Raw genomic sequence first — 20,065 nt, forward strand, 5'->3', positions numbered from 1 at the left:
CCATGGCCGCGCCCCTGATCGAAATCCGCGGCCTGCGGCGGAGCTTCGCCGCCGGGGAGGAGGAGATCACCGTCCTCAGGGATGTCGACCTCACCATCGAGCGCGGCGAGATGGTCGCCATCATCGGCGCCTCGGGGTCGGGCAAATCGACCCTGATGAATATCCTCGGCTGCCTGGACCGGCCGACCGCCGGCACCTATCGCATCAACGGGCGCGAGACCTCCAGCCTGGATGCCGACGAACTCGCGCATCTGCGCCGGGAATATTTCGGCTTCATCTTCCAGCGCTATCACCTGCTGTCCGACCTCGACGCCGCCGGCAATGCCGAGGTGCCGGCGGTCTATGCCGGAACCTCGAGGGCGGCACGGCGGGAGCGCGCGGTCGCCCTCCTGAAGCGCCTCGGCCTCGGCGAGCGGCTGGGGCACCGGCCGGGCCAATTGTCGGGTGGCCAGCAGCAGCGCGTCAGCGTGGCCCGCGCCCTGATGAACGGCGGCCAGGTGATCCTGGCGGACGAGCCGACCGGCGCCCTCGACCGCGCCAGCGGCCAGGACATGCTGAAGCTGCTGCGCGAATTGCACCAGCAGGGTCACACCGTGATCATCGTCACCCACGACATGGCGGTCGCCGAAATCGCGGACCGCCGGATCGAGATCAGTGACGGACAGATCGTCGGCGACTGGCGGCGTCCCCCCGCCCCGATCGCCGGCGCGGCGCGGGACGTATCCCCCCCCGATACGTCCCGCGCCACCCCGCCCGCCGCGCCGCGCCGCCTGTCCGGCGGCCTGGACCGCTTCGAGGAAGCCTTCCGCATGGCCCTGCGGGCCATGGTGTCCCACAAGCTGCGCACCTTCCTGACCATGCTCGGGATCATCATCGGCATCGCCTCGGTGGTCTCGGTGGTGGCGCTGGGCGAAGGCTCGAAGCAGCGGATCCTGCAGGATATCAGCTCGATCGGCACCAATACGGTCGAGGTCTTCCCCGGCAAGGGCTTCGGCGACCGGGACAGCGCCAGGATCCAGACCCTGGTCGCCGCCGACGCGGAAGCCCTGGCGAAACAGCCCTTCGTCGACAGTGCGACGCCGTCGGTTTCCTCGACCATGGTGCTGCTCTGGCGCAACCAGGCGCTCTCGGTCTCGGTCAACGGCGTCGGCGACCAGTTCTTCCGGGTGAAGGGCTATGCTTTCGCCGCCGGGCGCGGCTTCGACGCGGCCGAGGTCCGGCGCAATGCCCAGCTCGGCGTGATCGACAGCAATATGGTGAAAAAGCTCTTCCCCAACGGCGAGACTGCCCTGGGCGAGGTGATCATCGTCGGCAACGTGCCGGTCAGGATCGTCGGCGTGCTCGACCCGGTCCAGAGCAGTTTCGGCAGTTCGGATACGCTGAAGGTCTATATCCCCTATACTTCCGCACAGCACCGGATCCTGGGGCAGAGCTACCTGCAAAGCATTTCCGTCCGCATCGACGACAGCATCTCCAGCGATGCCGCCGAACAGGGCGTGATCCGCCTGCTGACACGGCGCCACGGCACCCAGGACTTCTTCATCGTCAACACCGACACGATCCGCCAGACCATCCAGCAGACGACCGAGACCATGACCGTGCTGATCTCCATGATCGCGGTGATCGCCCTCGTCGTCGGCGGCATCGGGGTGATGAACATCATGCTGGTCTCGGTGACCGAGCGGACCAAGGAAATCGGCGTGCGCATGGCCGTCGGCGCCCGCCAGGGCGACATCATGCGCCAGTTCATGATCGAGGCGGTGGTGGTCTGCCTCGTCGGCGGCGTGCTCGGCATCGCGGCGGCGCTCGCCTTCGGTTACGTCTTCGGCTCGCTCTCGACCCAGTTCCGGCTGGTGTTCTCGGCGGACTCGATCGTCGCCGCGGTCGGCGTCTCGACCGTGATCGGCGTCGTCTTCGGTTTCCTGCCGGCCCGAAGCGCCGCCCGGTTGGACCCGGTCGACGCCCTGTCCCGCGAGTGACCCCGGTTGACGCCGGTGGTCGTCAGGGCCCGCTCATGGGGCAGGTGACCCCGGATCCCGCGCCCCGTCCGCCCCTTCCGGGACATAGACGAGGCGGCCGTCGGGCAGGCGATAGGTGACGCCGGCCTTCACGCCCTGGCCCTCGCCGATCTCGCCGGTCGATTCATAGCGGGTCAGGTCCTCGCCTTTCTTCACCGTGATGCGCATGTCGGCCCGGCCCGGGTTCTCGATCACCGTGACCTCCTGCGACGAAAAGGGATTGAGCGGGTTGCGCATGATGACGATCAGCAGGATGCCGATCAGCACCAGGAAGACATCGATCAGGTTGACGACGGAGAGCAGCGGATCATCCGCCTCGTCATGGTCGAGAAAGCGCATCAGGCCGTCCTTTCCCGCTCGATCGCGCGCAAGTCCTCGAGCAGCCAGCGCCGCCGCACGGTGAGCACGGCAAAGGCGATGCTGGCGGCGACCAGGGCCAGGATGACGGCGGAAAAGGCGACCGCCATCTGTTCCCCCATCTTCGCCGCGTCGTTGCGGCCAAGCGCCAGCAGGGCCGGCCCCATGGGGATCATGGTCGCGACAAGGCCCAGCATGGGCGTGGACCGGGCGACGATGCGCAGCACTTCCAGCCGCCGCATGATCCGGAGTTCGAGATCGTCGCTCGCAAGGGTGCGAAGCGCCGCCAGGCGGGAGCGGTGGCGCCCGCGCCGCCGCTGCCCCCCCTCCACCAGGAAGGCGCCGAGGGCGAAGAAGGCATAGACGAGCGACAGCACGATCAGGGCCAGCACCGGCAGCAGGAACAGGCCCGCGACCTCGCCCAGCAATTGTTCGAAGGATGGCATCGGTTACTCACGATTGGAAAACACGCGCCTGGGCGATCGCCCCGGCGCCGACGGCAAGAAGGATGAAGGCCAGCGCCCCGAAACGGACCCAGGGCCAGTCCCCGGCCGGCGGGGGCGGCGGCACCGGGGCCATGACCTGCCCGCTGACCGCCTCGCCCCCGCCCGGTGCCGGGGCCGGGGCCGGGGCGGCAGCCCCGAGGCCGAAGCCGGCCAGGAGGCTGCGGGCGTAATCCCGCGCGGTGCGGCTGCCGGCGGTGACCGCGGGCTCGCCGGTCAATTCGGCGAAGCGGGCGGCCAGGGTGGCGCGGGTCTCGTCCGGGGCATCCCAGTAACCCTTGCGGATCGCCTCCAGCATCCGTTCCATCACCTGGGCCTGGGCATCCGGGTTATGGCTGCGGAACCATTGGTCGAGGCCGAGAGCGCGGGCATCCCGGACATAGGTTTCGTAAAGCGCCTGCCACTGGTCGGCCCGGATGGTTTCGGGCGCGGTCACCTGCCAGCCGAAGACAGTGTTGGCGACCTTCACCAGTTCCACCGTTCCGGCATAGCCTTCCGCCTGCATGGCCTTGATCCATTCGGGGTTCAGGTAGCGGCCGCGCAATTCATCGGCGATGAAGCGGGCGGCGGTGGTCAGGCTGCCCTGCCCCTGGCGGAGATCGGCGACATAGAGATCCGGCGTCGCCCCGTCGAGATGGCGGACGGCAAGGCCAAGCCCGCCCAGATATTCGAAGGGATGATCGGTGGAGATCAGGCCGTGCAGGGTGGATGAACGGGCCAGCACCGCCCCCTCCACCCCGCGCAGTTGGTCGGCGAAAAGATTGACCTCGCCCCCGGCGATACCCCAGAGATCCCCCGCACCATAGCCATATTGCAGGTTGTCCAGGAAGCGTTGGGCCAGCACGCCCTCGTCCGTCCAATGGTCGGAGGCGATCACCTCGTCCGGCAGGCCGCTGCCATAGGCACCGGGCGCGTTGCTGAAGATGCGCAGCGCGGCAAGGCGGGCCGCCCGGTCCGCCGGGACACCGGCGGCGATCAGGCGGGCACGGGTCGCCGCCGCATGGGCGAAGACCGGGTTGCCCGGCTCGTCCAGCAGCGCCAGCCGGTCGATCGCCGCCGCCAGCAGGCGCATGAAGCCGTCGAATTGGTCGCGGTAGACGCTGGTCACCTGGATGACCGCATCGACCCGGGGCCGGCCCAGTTCCGCCGCCGGCACGATCTCGATGGCGACCACGCGGCCGCCCCGGTCCCAGACCGGGCGGAGCCCCAGGGCATGCAGCACCTGGGCTTCCAGCACGCCGAGGTGGCGCATCGCCTCCGACGACCAGAGGGAGAAGGCGAGCTTGGCCGGCATGGCCCCGCCGTGCCCCGCGCGGTGGCGCTCCAGCAGTTCGGCAAAGGCGGCACCGCCGGCAGCGAAGGCGGCGGGCGTCGGGATCTTGTCCGGCTCGAAACCGTAAAGGTTGCGGCCGGCGGCAAGATCCGGGTTGCGCACCGGATCGCCCCCCGGCCCCGGCCGCACGAAGCCGCCGGCAAGGCCATGCAACAGGGCTTCCAGCTCCCCCGGCTCGGCGAGAAGGCGATCCTGGGCGATGGCCCGGCGCACCAGGGCGCGCCGGGTCTCGTCGGGAATATCGTCCGGGTTTTCGCCGTCGCGGAGATAGCGGCGCAGCCAGCGCGCGGCCCCGGAGTCGAGCAGGGCTGTGCCTTCCACCCGCGCCTCCGCCGGGTCCTCGCCCGCCGCCGCCAGGAGATCGTCGCCCAATTGCTGCATGACCGTCAGCAACCGGTGATCGGGGTCGGCGGCGATGCCGAAACGATGCAGGCCAAGGGGCATCGCCTGCCCGGCGACATGGTGCAGATGATCGTGCAGCAAGGCGAGAAAGCCCGGCACATCCGCCTCGATCGCCGCCCGGTCAAGGCCGAGGTCGGCGGCGATGCCGGACGACAGGGCGGCCTCGACCAGGCGGGCCCGGGTGGCGTCGCGCACCGGGCCGTCCTCGGCCAGTTCATGCTCGTGGATCAGGCTGTGCAGGTCGCGCAATTCGTCGTGCAGGCCGGCGGGGGCGAAGGACGGGGTCTGGTGGCTGACGGTCACCGCCCGGCCGCGCCGCCGGGCTTGCAGGGCCTCGCCCACATTGTCCTGGATATAGGGATAGAACACGGGCAGGTCGCCCAGGGCCAGGAAGGGATAATCGGTGGCGGCAAGGCCCCGGTCCTTGCCCGGTGTCCATTCCTGGGTGCCATGGGTGCCGAGATGGATGAGCGCATCCGCCCCCAGCCCCTCGCGCAGGTAAAGATAGGCCGCGAGGTAGAAATGGCCCGGCACCTGTTTCACGTCATGGGTGTGTTCCCCCGGCCGGGCGGCGCGCGGCGGCTGGGGCATGAGCGCAAGACGGCCGAGGCGCATCAGGGGCAGCACGAATTGCGCCTCGCCGTCGATCCGGCGGACGGCCCAATGATCCTCGGGCCGCGCCCCGGCCAGCAGGATGGCGAGACGGCTATCCTCGGGCAGGCGATCCAGCCAGGCCCGATATCGCGAAATGGGAAAGGTTACGGCCAGGCCCCGGGCGAGCAGATCGTCGAGTTCCGCCGGGCGATAGAGCGCGCCGAGCATGGCCTGCGCCCCCGCGACCAGCGCCGGTTCCGAGGTCGGCGGCACGTCGTAGCCGGCCCCGGCCAGGGCGCCGGCGATCGCCTCGATACTGGCCGGGACATTGAGGTTGGAGGCGGAGAGATTCTTGTCCCCCGCCGGCGCGTTCCAGAACATCAGGGCGACGGTCTTTTCCGCCGCCGGCTTTCGCCGCAGGGCCGCGATCGTCGCCGCCCGCCCCAGCAGGAGATCGACCTGTTCCGGCAGGGCGACGATCTCGCCCCCGTCGAGCGCGCCGATCACCAGGGGATCGGACATGCCCCAGGCTTCAGGCACGGCCAGGAAGGGCGCCACCAGCCGCTGGTCGATGCCGCTGGCGGCCACGGCGTAATCGCCGGCATTGCCTTCGCGATAGGTCAGGGTCTGGATCACCGGCCGGTCCAGGGCGATGAATTCCGCCTTTCGCGCCTCGGCGTTCTGCATGTGCCCGGCGTTGACGAAAATATCCGGCAGATCGGACCCGAAGACGCGGGCGATGCCATCGGTGGCGCCCGCATCGAACCAGAAGACCAGGGGCATGATCCCCCTCGCCTCGGCCCGCGCGACGATCGTATCGAGGAGGCGGGTCTGAAGGTCGGCGATCGTGCCGCCATGGACGGCAATGGCGATGCGCGGCGCCCCCGCCGGCCAGCGTTCCCGCCCCCAGGCGAGATAGCTCGCCGCATCAAGGAACAAGGCATCGGCGGCGGGGTGGTAGAGCCCTTGCACCGGCATGGCGACCACGGCCGGCGCATCCGCCCCCGACAGGAAGGCGAACAGGGCGGCGAAATTGCCGCGCCCGCCGTTGGCGTAATAGGCGGCGATGCGCCGGGCGCGGTCGGGCGGCAGATGGCCGAAGGCCGGCGGCCCGCCGCCCACCTGCACCCAGGGGATCCGTGCCGTGTCCAGCCCCTCGCCCAGGCGGGCGGCGACCGTGGCGCGGTCGCCGGGGCGCGGCGTATCGACGATGACGAGGCCGGCCCCGGCCAGCCATGCCGCCGGCGCCCCCTCCGCCTTGGTGACGTCGAGATGGGCGATCTCGATCCCCGCCCCTTGCGCCAGCGGGCGCAGGGCCTCCACCTTGCCGGGAAGGACGAAATCATTGCTGACGATCAGAAGGCGCAAGGGTTGCGCCGCCGCCGGCACCGCGAAGAACAGCGCCGCCAGGACCGGCAGCAGGCGAAGGATCGCCCCCATGATCAGAACCCGACCTCGAGGCCGAGCCAGAGGGTGCGGGCCGGCTCGTCGAAGGAGAACAACGGGTCCTCGTCCGACAGATCGGTGTCGGTCAGGTTCTGGATGCCGCCCCGAAGCACCAGGGACGGGGCGATTTCCTGCGCGGCATCGAGCGACAGCAGCCAATAGGACGGCAGGTCGCTGGCAACGCCCGTGGTGGCATAGACCACCTGCCGCCCGACATGGCGGCTGCGGAATTGCGCGCTGAAGCCGCCTTCCGGCCGCCATTCGAGGGTGGCCGCGCCCTGGTGCCGGGGCTTTTCCGCCAGTTCCAGGCCATTGTCGAGGTTCTTGGTCTGCAGGAAGGTGTAATTGCCCGCAAGCCGGAGGTCGAAGGGCAGGTCCACCTCGCCCGCGATCTCGATCCCTTCGAGGCGGGCCTTCTCGACATTCAGATAGGCCCGGCGCTCCGCCCCGCGGATGCCGCAGGCGGCAACGCAATTGGTGGTGATCAAATCCTCCAGGTTGTTCTGGAACACCATGGCCTGGACCGACCACGCCGCTGCCCGGTAATCGAAGCCGCCCTCGAAGGCGGTGTTGATCTCGGGTTCGAGGTCCGGGTTGCCGACGATGGTGAAGCGCCCGCCGCCGCCGACCGCGCTGTAACCGGGGGAGAGCTGCTTCAGCGTCGGCGCCTTGAAGCCCCGGCCGACGCCGGCCTTCAGCGACAGGTTGCCGTCCACCCGGTGGATCAGATAGGCGCGCGGGCTTTGCTGCCAGCCGTAACTCTCGTGGTGGTCGCTGCGGTTGCCGAGGGTCAGGGCCCAGTCCGGGCCGATGGCGATCTCGTCCTGGATATAGAGGGCGGGGTGATCGGCCTCCGCCTTGCCCGCGCCGTTCACGGTGGTGTCCTTCAGCGCTTCGCGCCGCCATTCGCCGCCCAGGGTCAGCACATTCCAATCGCCGAAGCCGTGGCGTATCTGGGCATCGAAGACATCGTCGGTCAGGCGCTGGGGATTGGTCGGGGCGCCCCGGCTGCGGCTGTTCTCGCGTTCCAGTTCGGAACGATAGGCGCGCAGGCGCAGGTTCAGGGCGCCGAAGGTGCCGTCATAGGTAACGAAGGCATGTTCGCGGGTGACCTGATCCTCGCTGGCGTAATAATAGGTCGAGAACGTGTTGTATTCCCGCTCCTCGAAGCCCAGGCCATAGCCGAAATCGATGCGCTGGCCGGCCGCCGGGGTCCAGGTCAGGCGCAATTCGCCGCGCTGGCTGTCCTGGCCTTCGATGGCGCTGCGCCGGCGGTCGGCGTTCTCCGGGGTTTCCCGGCGGCGGCGGGCTTCGCCGAAGGCACTGAAGCCGAGCTTGCCCTCGACCAGCGGCCCGCCGATATAGAAACCGGCCTGGTAGTGGTCGCCCCCGGCTCCTTCCTGAAGGCCGCCGCGCAGCGAGACGCTGCCGGCGAATTCATCCGTCGCGGCACGGGTGATGATGTTGACGACGCCGCCCAATGCCTCCGAGCCGTAGAGCGAAGACATGGGACCGCGCACCACCTCGATCCGCTCGATCGCCTCGACCGGAATCCAGCCGAGGTCATAGTCGGCATGGGCGATGGCGCCGGCAGCGGCATTCGCCCGCTTGCCGTCGATCAGCACCAGCGTGTGCTCGCTGGACATGCCGCGGATACCGATGCCGCGCCGGGTCAGGCCGACACCGCCGACATCGATACCGACACTGCCCTTCAGCGCATCGGCCAGATCGGCGACCGGGCGGGCAGCCAGTTCCGCCGCCGTGATCACGGTGACGCTGGCCGGGGCATCGCGCAGCGCCTGTTCGGCACTGGTCGCGGTCACCACCACGGCCGGCAATTCCTCGGCCGCATAGACCTCGAACGACAGGACCAGACCCAGCGCCAGAACGGAAACCGCCCGGCACGCCCGATGACTCAACCCCATGGCTATCCCCAACCCAAGCCCGATACGAATGACACGTTATAACATCACATATCAGGCTTGCCGCAAGATACGTTATAACATTACGTTTCCGATCGCCGGATCAACCTCCCCCGGCAGCGGAACCGCGTCATGACCACCAGCCCCCCGGAAACAAACGACCCTCGCCTGCCCGTCACCGTCCTGTCCGGCTTTCTCGGCGCGGGCAAGACGACCTTGCTGAACCATGTGCTGAACAACCGCGCGGGCCGGCGCGTCGCGGTCATCGTCAACGACATGAGCGAGGTGAACATCGACGCCGATCTGGTGCGCGAGGGCGGCGGCCTGTCGCGGACCGAGGAAAAGCTGGTGGAGATGACCAACGGCTGCATCTGCTGCACGCTGCGCGACGACCTGCTGGCCGAGGTCCGCCGCCTGGCCGGGGAAGGCCGCTTCGACTATCTGCTGATCGAATCGACCGGCATCGCCGAGCCGCTGCCGGTGGCCGCGACCTTCGATTTCCGCGACGAGGACGGCAACAGCCTGTCGGATGTCGCCCGCCTGGACACGATGGTGACCGTGGTCGATGCCTTCAACCTGCTGCGCGACTATGGTTCCACCGATTTCCTGCGCGACCGCGGCGAAGCGCTCGGCGAGGACGACGACCGCAGCCTGGTGACCCTGCTGGTCGACCAGATCGAATTCGCCGATGTCGTCATCCTGAACAAGGTGGATGTAACCCCGCCCGATCAGCTGGAAGCCGCCCGCAAGATCGTCCGCGCGCTGAACCCGGATGCGGACCTGATCGAGACCAGCATGAGCCATGTCCCGCTCGACCGGGTGCTGAACACCGGCCGCTTCGACCATGAGAAGGCGGAGGAACATCCGCTCTGGTTCAAGGAACTCTACGGCGCCGCCGGCCACAGGCCCGAGACGGAGGAATATGGTGTTCACAGCTTCGTCTATCGGGCACGCCGTCCGTTCCACCCCGAAAGGCTGCACGGCTTCATCCGCTCCCCCTGGGTGGGCGTGATCCGCGCCAAGGGCCATTTCTGGCTGGCGACGCGGCCCGAATGGGTGGGGGAACTCAGCCAGGCCGGCGCCCTGGTCAGGACCGAGGCCATGGGCTTCTGGTGGGCCGCCGTCCCCAAGGCGCAATGGCCGGACCAGCCCGAATGGCGGAAGGCGGTCATGGGCAATTGGGACAGGGTCTACGGCGACCGGCGCCAGGAAATCGTCTTCATCGGCAGCCCGGCGATGGACGAGGCCGATATCCGCCGCCGGCTCGACGCCTGCCTGGTCGATGATGGCCTAGTCGATGATGGCCTCGCGCCGGAGGCGGCGGCGGCCCGATGGCGTCGCCTGCCCGATCCCTTCCCCGTCTGGCGCCGGAGGGGCGACAATGCCTGACGGCAGCGCGCAGCGGCCACCATCACCAGTCGTCGTAGGCCATGGGATGGACGATCTGGCCCGCATCCGCCTGCCCGGCATCGAATTGGCACTGTGGCGGCGCGACCTGCCGGCCCCGCTGGCCGAAGCCCTGGCCACCCTCGATCCCGCCGGCTATCCGGACGGCCGGGTGCTGGCCCGCCCGCCGGACCTTGCCACCGCCATCGGCAGCCTGATCGCCCCCTCCGCCCTTGCCGGCACGGCGGCGGGCCGGCTGCTGGCCGCCGATATCGAGGCGCTGGCCCAGCGCTTTGCCGCGCTGTTCGCCGCGGCGGCGGTGGATATCCGGCTCGAAGCCCTGGGCCACGACGCCTGCTGGAAATTCCACCGCGACCATGTCCCGGCCCGGCTGGTCACCACCTATGCCGGGCCGGGCACCGAATGGGTGCTGCCCGCGCATGGCGCAAGCGCCCTCGACGACCAGAAGGATTACACCGGCCCCATGGAACGGCTGGCCGCGGGCGAGGTCGCCCTCTTCCGCGGCTGCCAGCCCGGCCACGACCATGGCATCGTCCACCGCTCCCCGCCCGTCGCCGGCACCGGCATCACCCGCCTGTTCCTATGCCTCAATCTGCCCTCGCCGGCCTCCCCCGGCCTGTGGCGGGTTTGACAGGCAACGGGGCGGCGGCCATGCACGGCCGCCGCCCCGCGCCCGCTCACCTGCGGCCGGGCGGGGTCACATTGCCCGGCGCAGGCGGCGAGCCGCTTCGACCATATTGGCGAGGGCGGGACGGACCTCGTCCCATTTCCGCGTCTTCAGGCCGCAATCGGGGTTGACCCAGATCTGCCCGGGTTCCAGCCGGGTCGCGGCGGTCTTCAGCAGATCGGTCATTTCGGCGACATCGGGGCAGCGCGGGGCATGGATGTCGTAGACGCCCGGCCCGATCTCGTTCGGATAGCGCCAGTCGGCAAAGGCCGCGAGCAATTCCATCTTGGAACGCGCGGTCTCGATCGAGATCACATCCGCATCCATGGCGGCGATGGACTGGATGATGTCGTTGAATTCCGAATAGCACATGTGGGTGTGGATCTGGGTCTCGTCGCGGACACCGGAGGACGCCAATCGGAAGCATTCGACCGCCCAGGCGAGGTAGTCCGCCCGTTCGCGCCGGCGCAGCGGCAGGCCTTCGCGGATCGCCGGCTCGTCGATCTGGATGATCGCGATGCCCGCCGCCTCCAGGTCGTCGACCTCGTCGCGTAGCGCCAGGGCGATCTGGCGGCAGACATCGGCACGCGGCAGGTCGTCGCGCACGAAGGACCATTGCAGCATGGTCACCGGGCCGGTGAGCATGCCCTTCATGGGCTTTTCGGTCAGGGACTGGGCATAGCGGGCCCATTCGACCGTCATCGGCCTCGGACGCGAGACATCGCCATAGATGACCGGCGGCCGCACGCAGCGCGAGCCATAGGATTGCACCCAGCCGGTGCGGGTGAAGGCGAAGCCCGCCAGTTGCTCGCCGAAATATTGCACCATGTCGTTCCGCTCGAATTCGCCGTGAACGGGGACATCGATGCCGATCTCTTCCTGCCAGCGAATGGCTTCGGCGGTCGCGGCCTTCAGGAAGGTGTCGTAATCCGCGGCCGAAAGCTCGCCCCTGGCATGGGCGGCGCGGGCCTGCCGCACCTCCGCCGTCTGGGGGAAGGAACCGATGGTGGTAGTCGGGAAATCCGGCAGGTTCAGGCGCTTCTTCTGGGCGTCGCGGCGGGTCTCGAAGCCATGGGCGCGGCGCGCGTCGGCGGCCGTGACCCGGGCGAGGCGCCGGGCCACCTTCGGATCATGGATGCGGGCGGAAATGCGCCGCGCTTCCAGGGCATCCGCCGCCGACGCCACCTCGGCGCGGACGGCGCCCCGGCCCTGGCCCAGCCCCCGGGCGAGGATGGCCAATTCGCCGATCTTCTGGGTGGCGAAAGCCAGCCAGCGCCGGAGATCGGGATCGAGCCCGGTTTCCAGCGCCAGATCGACCGGGACATGGAGGAGCGAGCAGGAAGGCGCCAGGATCACCCGGTCCCGGCCCAGGCGGGCGACCACGGGCTCCAGCCGGTCAAGGAGGGCGGCGAGATCGGCACGCCAGACATTCCGGCCGTCGATCACGCCCAGTTGATACAGTTTGCCGGTCGGCTGGCGGCGCATCACCTCGTTGATCTCATGGCCGCCGCGCAGCAGGTCGAAGTGCAGCCCCGCCACCGGCAGGCGCAGCACGAGATCCAGATTGTCGCCATAGCCGCCGAAATAGCCGGCCAGCAGCAGGCGCAGGCCCGGCGCCGCCTGGGCCAGCACCGGATAGGCCTTGCCGAAGGCGGCCAGCACCGCGGGATCGAGATCGAGGACGAGGGCCGGCTCGTCGATCTGCACCCAGTCGGCCCCCGCGGCCTTCAGGCGTTGCAGCAGTTCGACATAGACCGGCACCACCCGGTGCAGCAGGGCCAGGGGATCACCGCCGTCGCGCATTTTCGCCAGCAGCAGGAAGCTGACCGGGCCGAGCAGGACCGGGCGGGTGTGAATGCCGGCGTCGCGCGCCTCGATGAATTCGCGCAGCGGCTTGTCGTCGGCCAGGCGGAAATCCTGCCGCGGGCCGAGTTCCGGCACCATGTAGTGATAATTGGTGTCGAACCATTTGGTCATTTCCAGCGCCGGGCGATCCTTGTCGCCGCGCGCCAGGGCGAAATAGGTCGAAAGCGGCACCGGCCCCTCGCCCCAGTCGAAGCCGGGCGGCACCGCGCCCAGCATCACCGCCGTGTCGAGAACATGGTCGTAGAGCGAGAAATCATTGCTCGGGATGACGGTCGCGCCGTTCTGGCGCTGGCGCAGCCAGTTGGCGAAACGAAGATCGGCCGCCGTCGCCAGCAAGGCCGCCTCGTCCATGCGGCCGGCCCAGAAGGCTTCGAGCGCGGTCTTCAATTCGCGTCGCGGCCCGATGCGCGGAAAGCCGAGCGTGGCCACCGCCAAAGTGTTGGAAAGGTCAGACATTCGGAACCCCTAATCTGATTAGGGGGAACCACATGCGGAGGCACGCGCAGGGGCACCATCGCCCCGGCCCTGGCCATCCACCGGGGCACCCCGCCCGAGGACATTCAAAGGTCGAGGCAGGTCTCCTGGCTCGCGGGTCGGTGCTTCCGTCTGGCCTTCCCGGCTGAGCGCCAGTGACACGGGGTGACGGAAACTCGCCGCTTACAGTTGCGGGGGCAGCGCCGGCCTTGCACCGGCTTCCCTCTTAGCGCCCGGACGGCAGAACCGACCGGGCGAACCACGACCCTGGCACTTGAGCCCCATCAGCGACCGGGGTCAAGAAGAATATAAAGACATCCTTATATTGTTATACGGACTCCTCGGCCCGGGCGAAGGGCACCGGCCGGCCGCTCTCATCGACCGCGACCATCTCGAAACGTCCGGACATCGCCAGCCGGCGATCGCCGCTCAGTAGGGTTTCCGCCGTCACCTCGACCTCCACCGTCATCGAACTGCGGCCGGACCGGACCACCCGCGCCTTCAGTTCGGCGATCTGCCCGACCTTGATCGGGACATGGAAGTCGATCTTGTCGGACGACGCCATGACCACGGCACGCCGCGCGTGCCTTGTCGCGGCGACGAAAGCCGCCTTGCCCATCAGGGACAGGGCCGTGCCCCCGAACAGCGTGCCGTAGTGATTGGACTGTTCGGGGAAGATCATTTCGACGAAACAGGTCATTGCCGCCACCTCCCTTGCCGTCGCCAGACTAGCGATGACCGGCGCCCTGCCGGAACCGCTGAAGTGGCGAAAATTTGCCAGGGGTCCCAAGCGAAGCGGCAATGTTTGCGAAGGGCCGGCGGCGGCCCGTCAGGCCGCCTTGTCCAACAGGCCCGCCAGCACGTAGTGCAGGATGCCCCCGCTCCGGAAATAGGCGAGTTCGTCGAGCGTATCGATGCGCAAGGTCAAGGGAACTTCGACCATGGCGCCGTTGCGATAGACGAAGCGGGCCCGGACCTTCATGCGCGGCGTGATCGGCCCGTCGAGGTCGAGCAGGTCGATCACCTCGCTGCCGTCGAGCCCCAGCAACTTCCGGTCGGTCCCGGCCTGGAAGGCGAGGGGCAGCACGCCCATGCCGACCAGGTTGGAGCGATGGATGCGCTCGAAACTCTCGGCGATCACCGCCTTCACGCCCAGCAGGGCGACCCCCTTCGCCGCCCAGTCGCGCGACGAGCCGGTGCCATATTCCTTGCCGGCGACGACGACCAGGGGCGTACCCTCGCTGGCGTAACGCCGGGCGACGTCATAGATCGGCTCGACCGGGGCATCGGCATCGGGAACATAGCGCGACACGCCGCCCTCGATCCCCGGGGTCATTTCATTGCGGATGCGGATATTGGCGAAAGTGCCGCGGATCATCACCTCGTGATTGCCGCGCCTTGCGCCATATTGATTGAAGTCGGCGAAGGCGACCCGGGCATCGCTCAGGAAGCGGCCGGCCGGGCTGTCGCGCTTGATGCCGCCCGCGGGCGAGATGTGGTCGGTGGTGATCGAATCCCCGAGCAGGGCCAGGATACGGGCGCCGATCACATTGTCGATGGCGGGGGCTGCCGCCGTGCCGCCCTCGAAATAGGGCGGGCGGCGGATATAGGTCGACTGGTCCTTCCAGGTGAAGGTCTGGCCCGGGCGGACCGCGATCCGGCGCCAGAGCTCGTCGCCGGCGAAGACATTGGCGTAACGCTTGCGGAAATGCTCGGGCGTTACGCAAGTCCCGATCGCCTCGGCGATTTCCCTGGCCGTGGGCCAGATGTCGGCCAGATAGACCGGGCCCGCCGTGCCCTGGCCGATCGGCTCCCTCGTCAGGTCCAGGGTGATGCGGCCGGCCAGGGCATAGGCGACCACCAGCATGGGCGAGGCTAGGTAATTGGCCTTGGCCTGCGGGTGCACCCGCCCCTCGAAATTGCGGTTGCCGGAAAGGACGGCACAGGCGACGAGGTCACGCGCCGCAACCTCCTCCGCCACCTTGTCCGGCAGGGGGCCGGAATTGCCGATGCAGGTGGTGCAGCCATAGCCGACCAGCCCGAAACCGAGCTGTTCGAGCGCCGCCGCCGCACCCGCCTGCTCCAGGTAATCGGTGACGACCTGGGAACCGGGGGCGAGCGAGGTCTTGACCCAGGGTTTCACCCGCAGACCGGCCGCCACCGCCTTTTTCGCCAGCAGCCCCGCCCCCATCATCACGCCGGGGTTGGACGTATTGGTGCAGGAAGTGATCGCCGCGATCACCACGGCGCCATGGTCGATCTCGCCCGGGCCGATACCTTCCGGCTTGCCGAAACCGGTGGCCAGTTCGCGGGCGAAACTGTCCGCGACCCCGGACAGGGGCACCCGGTCCTGGGGCCGGCGCGGCCCGGCCAGCGAGGGTTCGACCGTGCCGAGATCGAGGTGCAGTTCGGCGGTGAAGGCGGGCGTCACGGCATCGTCCCGCCACAGGCCTTGCGCCTTGGCATAGGCTTCGGCGAGGCGCACCACCGCCTCGTCCCGGCCGGAAATGCGGAGGTAGTCGATGGTTTCCGCGTCCACCGGGAAAAAGCCGCAGGTGGCGCCATATTCGGGCGCCATATTGGCCAGGGTGGCCCGATCGGCCAGGGACAGGTGATCCAGCCCCGGCCCATGGAATTCGACGAATTTGCCGACGACGCCCAGCTTCCGCAGCATCTGGGTGACGGTCAGCACCGCATCGGTCGCGGTGACGCCGTCGCCAAGGCTGCCGGTCAGGCGGAAGCCCACCACTTCCGGGATCAGCATGGAGATGGGCTGGCCCAGCATGGCCGCCTCCGCCTCGATGCCGCCCACACCCCAGCCGAGCACGCCGAGGCCGTTCACCGTGGTGGTGTGGCTGTCGGTGCCGACCAGCGTGTCCGGGTAGACCGTGGTGCGCCCGTCCTCGTCCCGCGTCCAGGCGACGCGGGAGAGATATTCGAGGTTCACCTGATGGCAGATGCCGGTGCCCGGCGGCACCACGCGGAAATTGTCGAAGGCCTGCTGGCCCCAGCGGAGGAATTCATAGCGTTCCGCATTCCGCTCGTATTCGAGGCGGACATTCGCGGCGAAGGCATCCTTGCCGGCGAATTCGTCGACGATCACCGAATGGTCGATGACGAGATCGACCGGCACCAGCGGGTTGATGCGCGCCGGATCGCCGCCCCGCGCCACCATGGCATCGCGCATGGCGGCAAGATCGACCACCGCCGGCACGCCGCTGAAATCCTGCATCAGGACGCGGGCCGGGCGGAAGGCGATCTCCCGGTCGGACGAGCGGCTGTCGGTCCAGCGGGCCAGGGCGCGGATATCCTCCACCGTCACCGTGGAACCGTTCTCGTGGCGCAGCAGGTTTTCCAGCAGGACCTTCAGCGACAGCGGCAGGCGCGACAGGTCGCCCAGCCCCGCCGCCGCCTTGCCCAGCGAGAAATAGTCATAGGCCCGGCCGTCCAGGCGCAGGGTCGCGCGGGCCTTCAAAGTGTCAAGCGATGTCATTCGGCGTTACTTTCCAGCACCAGAAGAAGGTCCTGCCCATCGACCTGATCGCCGGGACCGACCAGGAGGTCGGCCACCACGCCGTCGATGGGGGCATGGACCACGGTTTCCATTTTCATGGCTTCGATCGACAGCAGCGGATCGCCCGCCCTCACCGCCTGCCCCCTGGCGATACGGAGCGAGACGACGGCGCCGGGCATCGGCGCCGGCACCTCGCCCGGGTGGGTATCGGCGGCCTTCCGCCGCGCCACCACCTTGGGCGTTACGGACCGATTGGGCACGGTGACGACGCGGGGCTGGCCGTTCAGTTCGAAGAAGACTTTCACCAGGCCGTCGGGCCCGGTTTCGCCCACGGTCTCCAGGGCGATGACCAGGGTCTTGCCGTCCTCGATCTCCACCGTCATTTCCTCGCCCGGGACCATGCCGTAGAAGAAGACCGGGGTGGGCAGCACGGCGACCGGGCCATATTTCCGCTGGGCCGCGGCGTAATCGGCGAAGACCTTGGGATACATCAGGCTGGCGGCCAGATCCTGGTCGTCGAGCTGGCGGCCGATCTTCTTCTCGGCCTGCCGGCGCGCCTCCTCCAGGTCTTCCGCCGGCAACAGGCTGCCGGGGCGGACCAGGATCGGCGCCTCGCCCTTCAGGGCTTTGTCCTGCAAGGCTTCGGGCCAGCCGCCGGGCGGCTGCCCCAGGTCGCCGCGCAGCATCTCGACCACCGAGGCCGGGAAGGCGATCTCGCGGCCGGGGTCGAGCACGGCATCGGGCCCGATGCCCTGCGCCACCATCATCAGGGCCATGTCGCCCACCACCTTGGACGAGGGCGTGACCTTGACGATATCGCCGAAGAGATCGTTGGCCGCGCGGTAAGCCCGGGCGACCTCGTCCCAGCGCTCGGCCAGGCCGAGGGCGCGGGCCTGTTCCTTCAGGTTGGTGAACTGCCCGCCGGGCATTTCGTGGAGGTAGACTTCCGAGGCGCCGGCGCGCAGGTCGCTCTCGAAGGCGGTATAGTGCGTGCGCACCGCTTCCCAGTAATGGGACAGGCTGCGGATCGCCGCCGGGTCGAGGCCGGTATCGCGCCCGGTATGGCGCAGCGCCTCGACGATGGAGCCGAGGCAGGGCTGAGACACCGTGCCCGACAGCGCATCCATGGCCGCATCGATGGCATCGACGCCGGCCTCCGCCGCCGCGATCAGGGTCGCGCCGGCAATCCCCGAGGTATCATGGGTGTGCAGGTGGACCGGCAGGCCCACTTCCTCGCGCAGCACGGTCACCAGCTTCCGGGCCGCCGCCGGGCGCAGCAGGCCGGCCATGTCCTTCAGGCCCAGGATATGGCAGCCCGCCGCCTCCAGTTCCCTGGCGACGCCGACATAATAATTCAGGGAATATTTCGCCCGGTCGGGGTCGAGGATATCGCCAGTGTAACAGATCGCCCCCTCGGCGAGGCGCCCGGTCTCGATCACCGCATCGATGGCGGTGCGCATGTTCTCGACCCAGTTCAGGCAGTCGAAGACGCGGAACAGGTCGATACCGGCCGCCGCCGCCTGGCGGATGAAGAAGCGGACCACATTGTCCGGGTAATTGGTGTAACCGACGCCGTTGGCGCCCCGCAGCAGCATCTGCAACAGGATATTCGGCACCTTGCGCCGGATCGCCGCCAGCCGTTCCCACGGGTCTTCGTTCAGGAAGCGCATGGCAACATCGAAGGTCGCCCCGCCCCAGCATTCCAGCGACAGGAGTTGCGGCAGGCCCGCGGCATAGGCGGGCGCCGCCGCCGTGATGTCGAAGCTGCGCATGCGCGTCGCCAGCAGGGACTGATGGGCATCGCGCATCGAGGTATCGGTGACGAGAAGGCGCGGCTCCGCCCGCAGGGCCCGGGCGAAACCCGCCGGCCCCAGATGGTCGAGCCTCTGCTTGCTGCCCGGCGGCACCGCCGCCGGAAAGGCCGGCACCACGGGCACGGCCGCGCCGGCGCGGGGCTTCGGCCGGTCGCGCACCTCGGGATGACCGTTCACGGTGACATCGGCGACATAGGTCAGCAGTTTCGTCGCCCGGTCGCGGCGGCGGGCGAAATGAAACAATTCAGGCGTTTCGTCGACGAACCTGGTGGTGCAGCGGCCGGCCCGAAAGCGCGGATGGCGCAGCACGGCTTCGAGGAAGGGCAGGTTGGTGGCGACACCGCGGATGCGGTATTCGCGCAGCGCCCGTTCCATGCGGGCGACCGCCTCTTCCGGGGTCGGCGCCCAGGCCGTGACCTTTTCCAGCAGCGGATCGTAATGCCGCGTCACCACGGCGCCGGCATAGGCGGTACCGCCGTCGACCCGGATGCCGAAACCGAAGGCGCCGCGATAGACCATGATCCGGCCATGGTCGGGGACGAAATTGTTTTCCGGGTTCTCGGTCGTGATCCGGCATTGCAGGGCATGGCCGTCGAGGCGGATCGCCGCCTGTTCCGGCACGCCGGTCTCCTCCGGCCGGCCGATGCGGCCGCCCTCGGCGATGCGGATCTGCGCCTTCACGAGGTCGATCCCGGTAACCATTTCCGTTACCGTGTGTTCGACCTGGATGCGCGGGTTGACCTCGATGAAGTAGAACGCACCGGTGTCGGTATCGAGCAGGAATTCGACCGTGCCGGCGCCGACGTAATTCACCGCCTTGGCGATGCGCAACGCCGCCTCGGCCAGGCGGGCGCGGGTTTCGGCGGCCAGATAGGGCGCCGGCGCCCGCTCGACCAGTTTCTGGTGGCGGCGCTGGATGGTGCAGTCGCGCTCGAACAGGTGGACGATGTTGCCGTGGCCGTCGCCCAGGATCTGGACCTCGACATGGGCGGCATTGCGCACCAGCTTTTCGAGGTAGATTTCGTCCTTGCCGAAAGCCGCCTTGGCTTCCCGCCGCGCGCTCTCGACCGCGTCGATAAGCCGCGCCGGGCCGTCGATCGGGCGCATGCCCCGGCCGCCCCCGCCCCAGGAGGCTTTCAGCATCAGCGGATAGCCGATCTTCTCCGCCAGCGCCGCGATCTCGCCGGCCGCTTCGGGCAGGGGGCCGGTCGCCGGCATCACCGGGACATCGACCGAGATCGCCAGTTCGCGCGCCGAAACCTTGTTGCCCAGTTTGCGCATGGTCTCCGGCGCCGGGCCGATGAAGGCGATGCCGGCCGCGGCGCAGGCTTCGGCGAATTCCGGGCTTTCGGACAGGAAGCCATAGCCGGGGTGGATGGCGTCGGCGCGGGCTTTCCGCGCCACGCGGATGATCTCGGGGATCGAGAGATAGGCTTCGATCGGCCCCAGCCCCTCCCCCACCGGATAGGCTTCGTCGGCCTTGAAGCGATGCAGCGACAGCCGGTCCTGATGGGCGTGGACCGCGATCGTGCGAATGCCCAGTTCCGCCGCCGCGCGGAAGACGCGAATGGCGATTTCAGAACGATTGGCGACCAGAAGTCGGTGGAAATGTTTCATCGGTGCCCCCGCACTTTGACTTGCGCCAACCATCCAATTCGCAATATCCACAAGACGGGAGCCGGAAGAACCGCTGAAAATGCGAAGTTCTGCGTGATGTTTCCGGCAAATTTGCGAATCTTGCGAAGGAC

General features: G+C 68.6%; 11 protein-coding genes and 1 riboswitch. Of the genes, 3 read left to right on the forward strand and 8 right to left on the reverse strand.

Features of this window, described 5'->3' with window-relative positions; genetic code table 11:
* The first annotated feature begins 2 nt into the window (after positions 1 to 2).
* Positions 3 to 1,979, forward strand: coding sequence for a MacB family efflux pump subunit (locus DKG75_RS19900; protein WP_109922942.1), 1,977 nt, complete (start codon positions 3 to 5; stop codon positions 1,977 to 1,979).
* 33 nt (positions 1,980 to 2,012) lie between these two features.
* Here the strand turns inward: DKG75_RS19900 and DKG75_RS19905 are convergent, their stop codons facing one another.
* Genes DKG75_RS19905 through DKG75_RS19920 form a run of 4 tightly spaced genes read right to left on the reverse strand, consistent with a single transcriptional unit; the run spans position 2,013 to position 8,578 of the window.
* Positions 2,013 to 2,357 (reverse strand): DUF2149 domain-containing protein, encoded by a 345-nt coding sequence (locus DKG75_RS19905; RefSeq protein ID WP_109922943.1) that lies wholly within the window; start codon positions 2,355 to 2,357, stop codon positions 2,013 to 2,015.
* Complete coding sequence (locus tag DKG75_RS19910; RefSeq protein WP_109922944.1) at positions 2,357 to 2,821, reverse strand: MotA/TolQ/ExbB proton channel family protein; 465 nt, start codon at positions 2,819 to 2,821, stop codon at positions 2,357 to 2,359. Before DKG75_RS19910 ends, DKG75_RS19905 begins: the two co-directional genes overlap by 1 nt.
* A 7-nt stretch (positions 2,822 to 2,828) precedes the next feature.
* Complete coding sequence (gene cobN / locus DKG75_RS19915) at positions 2,829 to 6,647, reverse strand: cobaltochelatase subunit CobN (RefSeq protein ID WP_109922945.1); 3,819 nt, start codon at positions 6,645 to 6,647, stop codon at positions 2,829 to 2,831.
* A 2-nt stretch (positions 6,648 to 6,649) separates the two neighbouring features.
* Positions 6,650 to 8,578 carry a TonB-dependent receptor domain-containing protein gene (locus DKG75_RS19920; RefSeq protein WP_109922946.1) on the reverse strand — a complete coding sequence of 643 codons (1,929 nt, stop codon included), beginning with the start codon at positions 8,576 to 8,578 and terminating at the stop codon, positions 6,650 to 6,652.
* Positions 8,579 to 8,707: 129 nt separating this feature from the next.
* On the opposite strand from DKG75_RS19920, the gene zigA reads away from it, so the two are divergent.
* Positions 8,708 to 9,964: a zinc metallochaperone GTPase ZigA gene (gene zigA, locus DKG75_RS19925; protein WP_109922947.1), complete on the forward strand. Its 1,257-nt coding sequence runs from the start codon at positions 8,708 to 8,710 to the stop codon at positions 9,962 to 9,964.
* A 46-nt stretch (positions 9,965 to 10,010) separates the two neighbouring features.
* Positions 10,011 to 10,613, forward strand: coding sequence for a DUF1826 domain-containing protein (locus DKG75_RS19930; protein ID WP_166646591.1), 603 nt, complete (start codon positions 10,011 to 10,013; stop codon positions 10,611 to 10,613).
* 66 nt (positions 10,614 to 10,679) lie between these two features.
* On the opposite strand, the gene metE is transcribed toward DKG75_RS19930, so the two are convergent.
* From metE to DKG75_RS19950, 4 genes are all read right to left on the reverse strand, one after another.
* Positions 10,680 to 12,971, reverse strand: a complete 2,292-nt coding sequence (gene metE, locus DKG75_RS19935) for a 5-methyltetrahydropteroyltriglutamate--homocysteine S-methyltransferase (protein WP_109922949.1) — start codon at positions 12,969 to 12,971, stop codon at positions 10,680 to 10,682.
* A gap of 98 nt (positions 12,972 to 13,069) precedes the next feature.
* A riboswitch (cobalamin riboswitch) is annotated at positions 13,070 to 13,268 on the reverse strand.
* A 49-nt stretch (positions 13,269 to 13,317) separates the two neighbouring features.
* Complete coding sequence (locus DKG75_RS19940; RefSeq protein WP_109922950.1) at positions 13,318 to 13,689, reverse strand: acyl-CoA thioesterase; 372 nt, start codon at positions 13,687 to 13,689, stop codon at positions 13,318 to 13,320.
* 129 nt (positions 13,690 to 13,818) lie between these two features.
* Positions 13,819 to 16,482: an aconitate hydratase AcnA gene (gene acnA / locus DKG75_RS19945; protein ID WP_109922951.1), complete on the reverse strand. Its 2,664-nt coding sequence runs from the start codon at positions 16,480 to 16,482 to the stop codon at positions 13,819 to 13,821.
* Positions 16,479 to 19,934, reverse strand: coding sequence for a pyruvate carboxylase (locus DKG75_RS19950; RefSeq protein ID WP_109922952.1), 3,456 nt, complete (start codon positions 19,932 to 19,934; stop codon positions 16,479 to 16,481). Before DKG75_RS19950 ends, acnA begins: the two co-directional genes overlap by 4 nt.
* Positions 19,935 to 20,065: the final 131 nt, after the last annotated feature.

Origin of the sequence: Zavarzinia compransoris (genome assembly GCF_003173055.1) — a bacterium.
In the GTDB taxonomy this organism is placed as follows: Bacteria; Pseudomonadota; Alphaproteobacteria; order Zavarziniales; family Zavarziniaceae; genus Zavarzinia; species Zavarzinia compransoris.

Excerpts from the sequence above, each read along its gene's own strand:
- acnA (WP_109922951.1), bottom strand. The coding sequence starts at position 16,482 with ATGACATCGCTTGACACTTTGAAGGCCCGCGCGACCCTGCGCCTGGAC.
- DKG75_RS19940 (WP_109922950.1), bottom strand. The coding sequence starts at position 13,689 with ATGACCTGTTTCGTCGAAATGATCTTCCCCGAACAGTCCAATCACTAC.
- metE (WP_109922949.1), bottom strand. The coding sequence starts at position 12,971 with ATGTCTGACCTTTCCAACACTTTGGCGGTGGCCACGCTCGGCTTTCCG.
- DKG75_RS19950 (WP_109922952.1), bottom strand. The coding sequence starts at position 19,934 with ATGAAACATTTCCACCGACTTCTGGTCGCCAATCGTTCTGAAATCGCC.
- DKG75_RS19905 (WP_109922943.1), bottom strand. The coding sequence starts at position 2,357 with ATGCGCTTTCTCGACCATGACGAGGCGGATGATCCGCTGCTCTCCGTC.
- DKG75_RS19920 (WP_109922946.1), bottom strand. The coding sequence starts at position 8,578 with ATGGGGTTGAGTCATCGGGCGTGCCGGGCGGTTTCCGTTCTGGCGCTG.
- cobN (WP_109922945.1), bottom strand. The coding sequence starts at position 6,647 with ATGGGGGCGATCCTTCGCCTGCTGCCGGTCCTGGCGGCGCTGTTCTTC.
- DKG75_RS19900 (WP_109922942.1), top strand. The coding sequence starts at position 3 with ATGGCCGCGCCCCTGATCGAAATCCGCGGCCTGCGGCGGAGCTTCGCC.
- zigA (WP_109922947.1), top strand. The coding sequence starts at position 8,708 with ATGACCACCAGCCCCCCGGAAACAAACGACCCTCGCCTGCCCGTCACC.
- DKG75_RS19910 (WP_109922944.1), bottom strand. The coding sequence starts at position 2,821 with ATGCCATCCTTCGAACAATTGCTGGGCGAGGTCGCGGGCCTGTTCCTG.
- DKG75_RS19930 (WP_166646591.1), top strand. The coding sequence starts at position 10,011 with ATGGACGATCTGGCCCGCATCCGCCTGCCCGGCATCGAATTGGCACTG.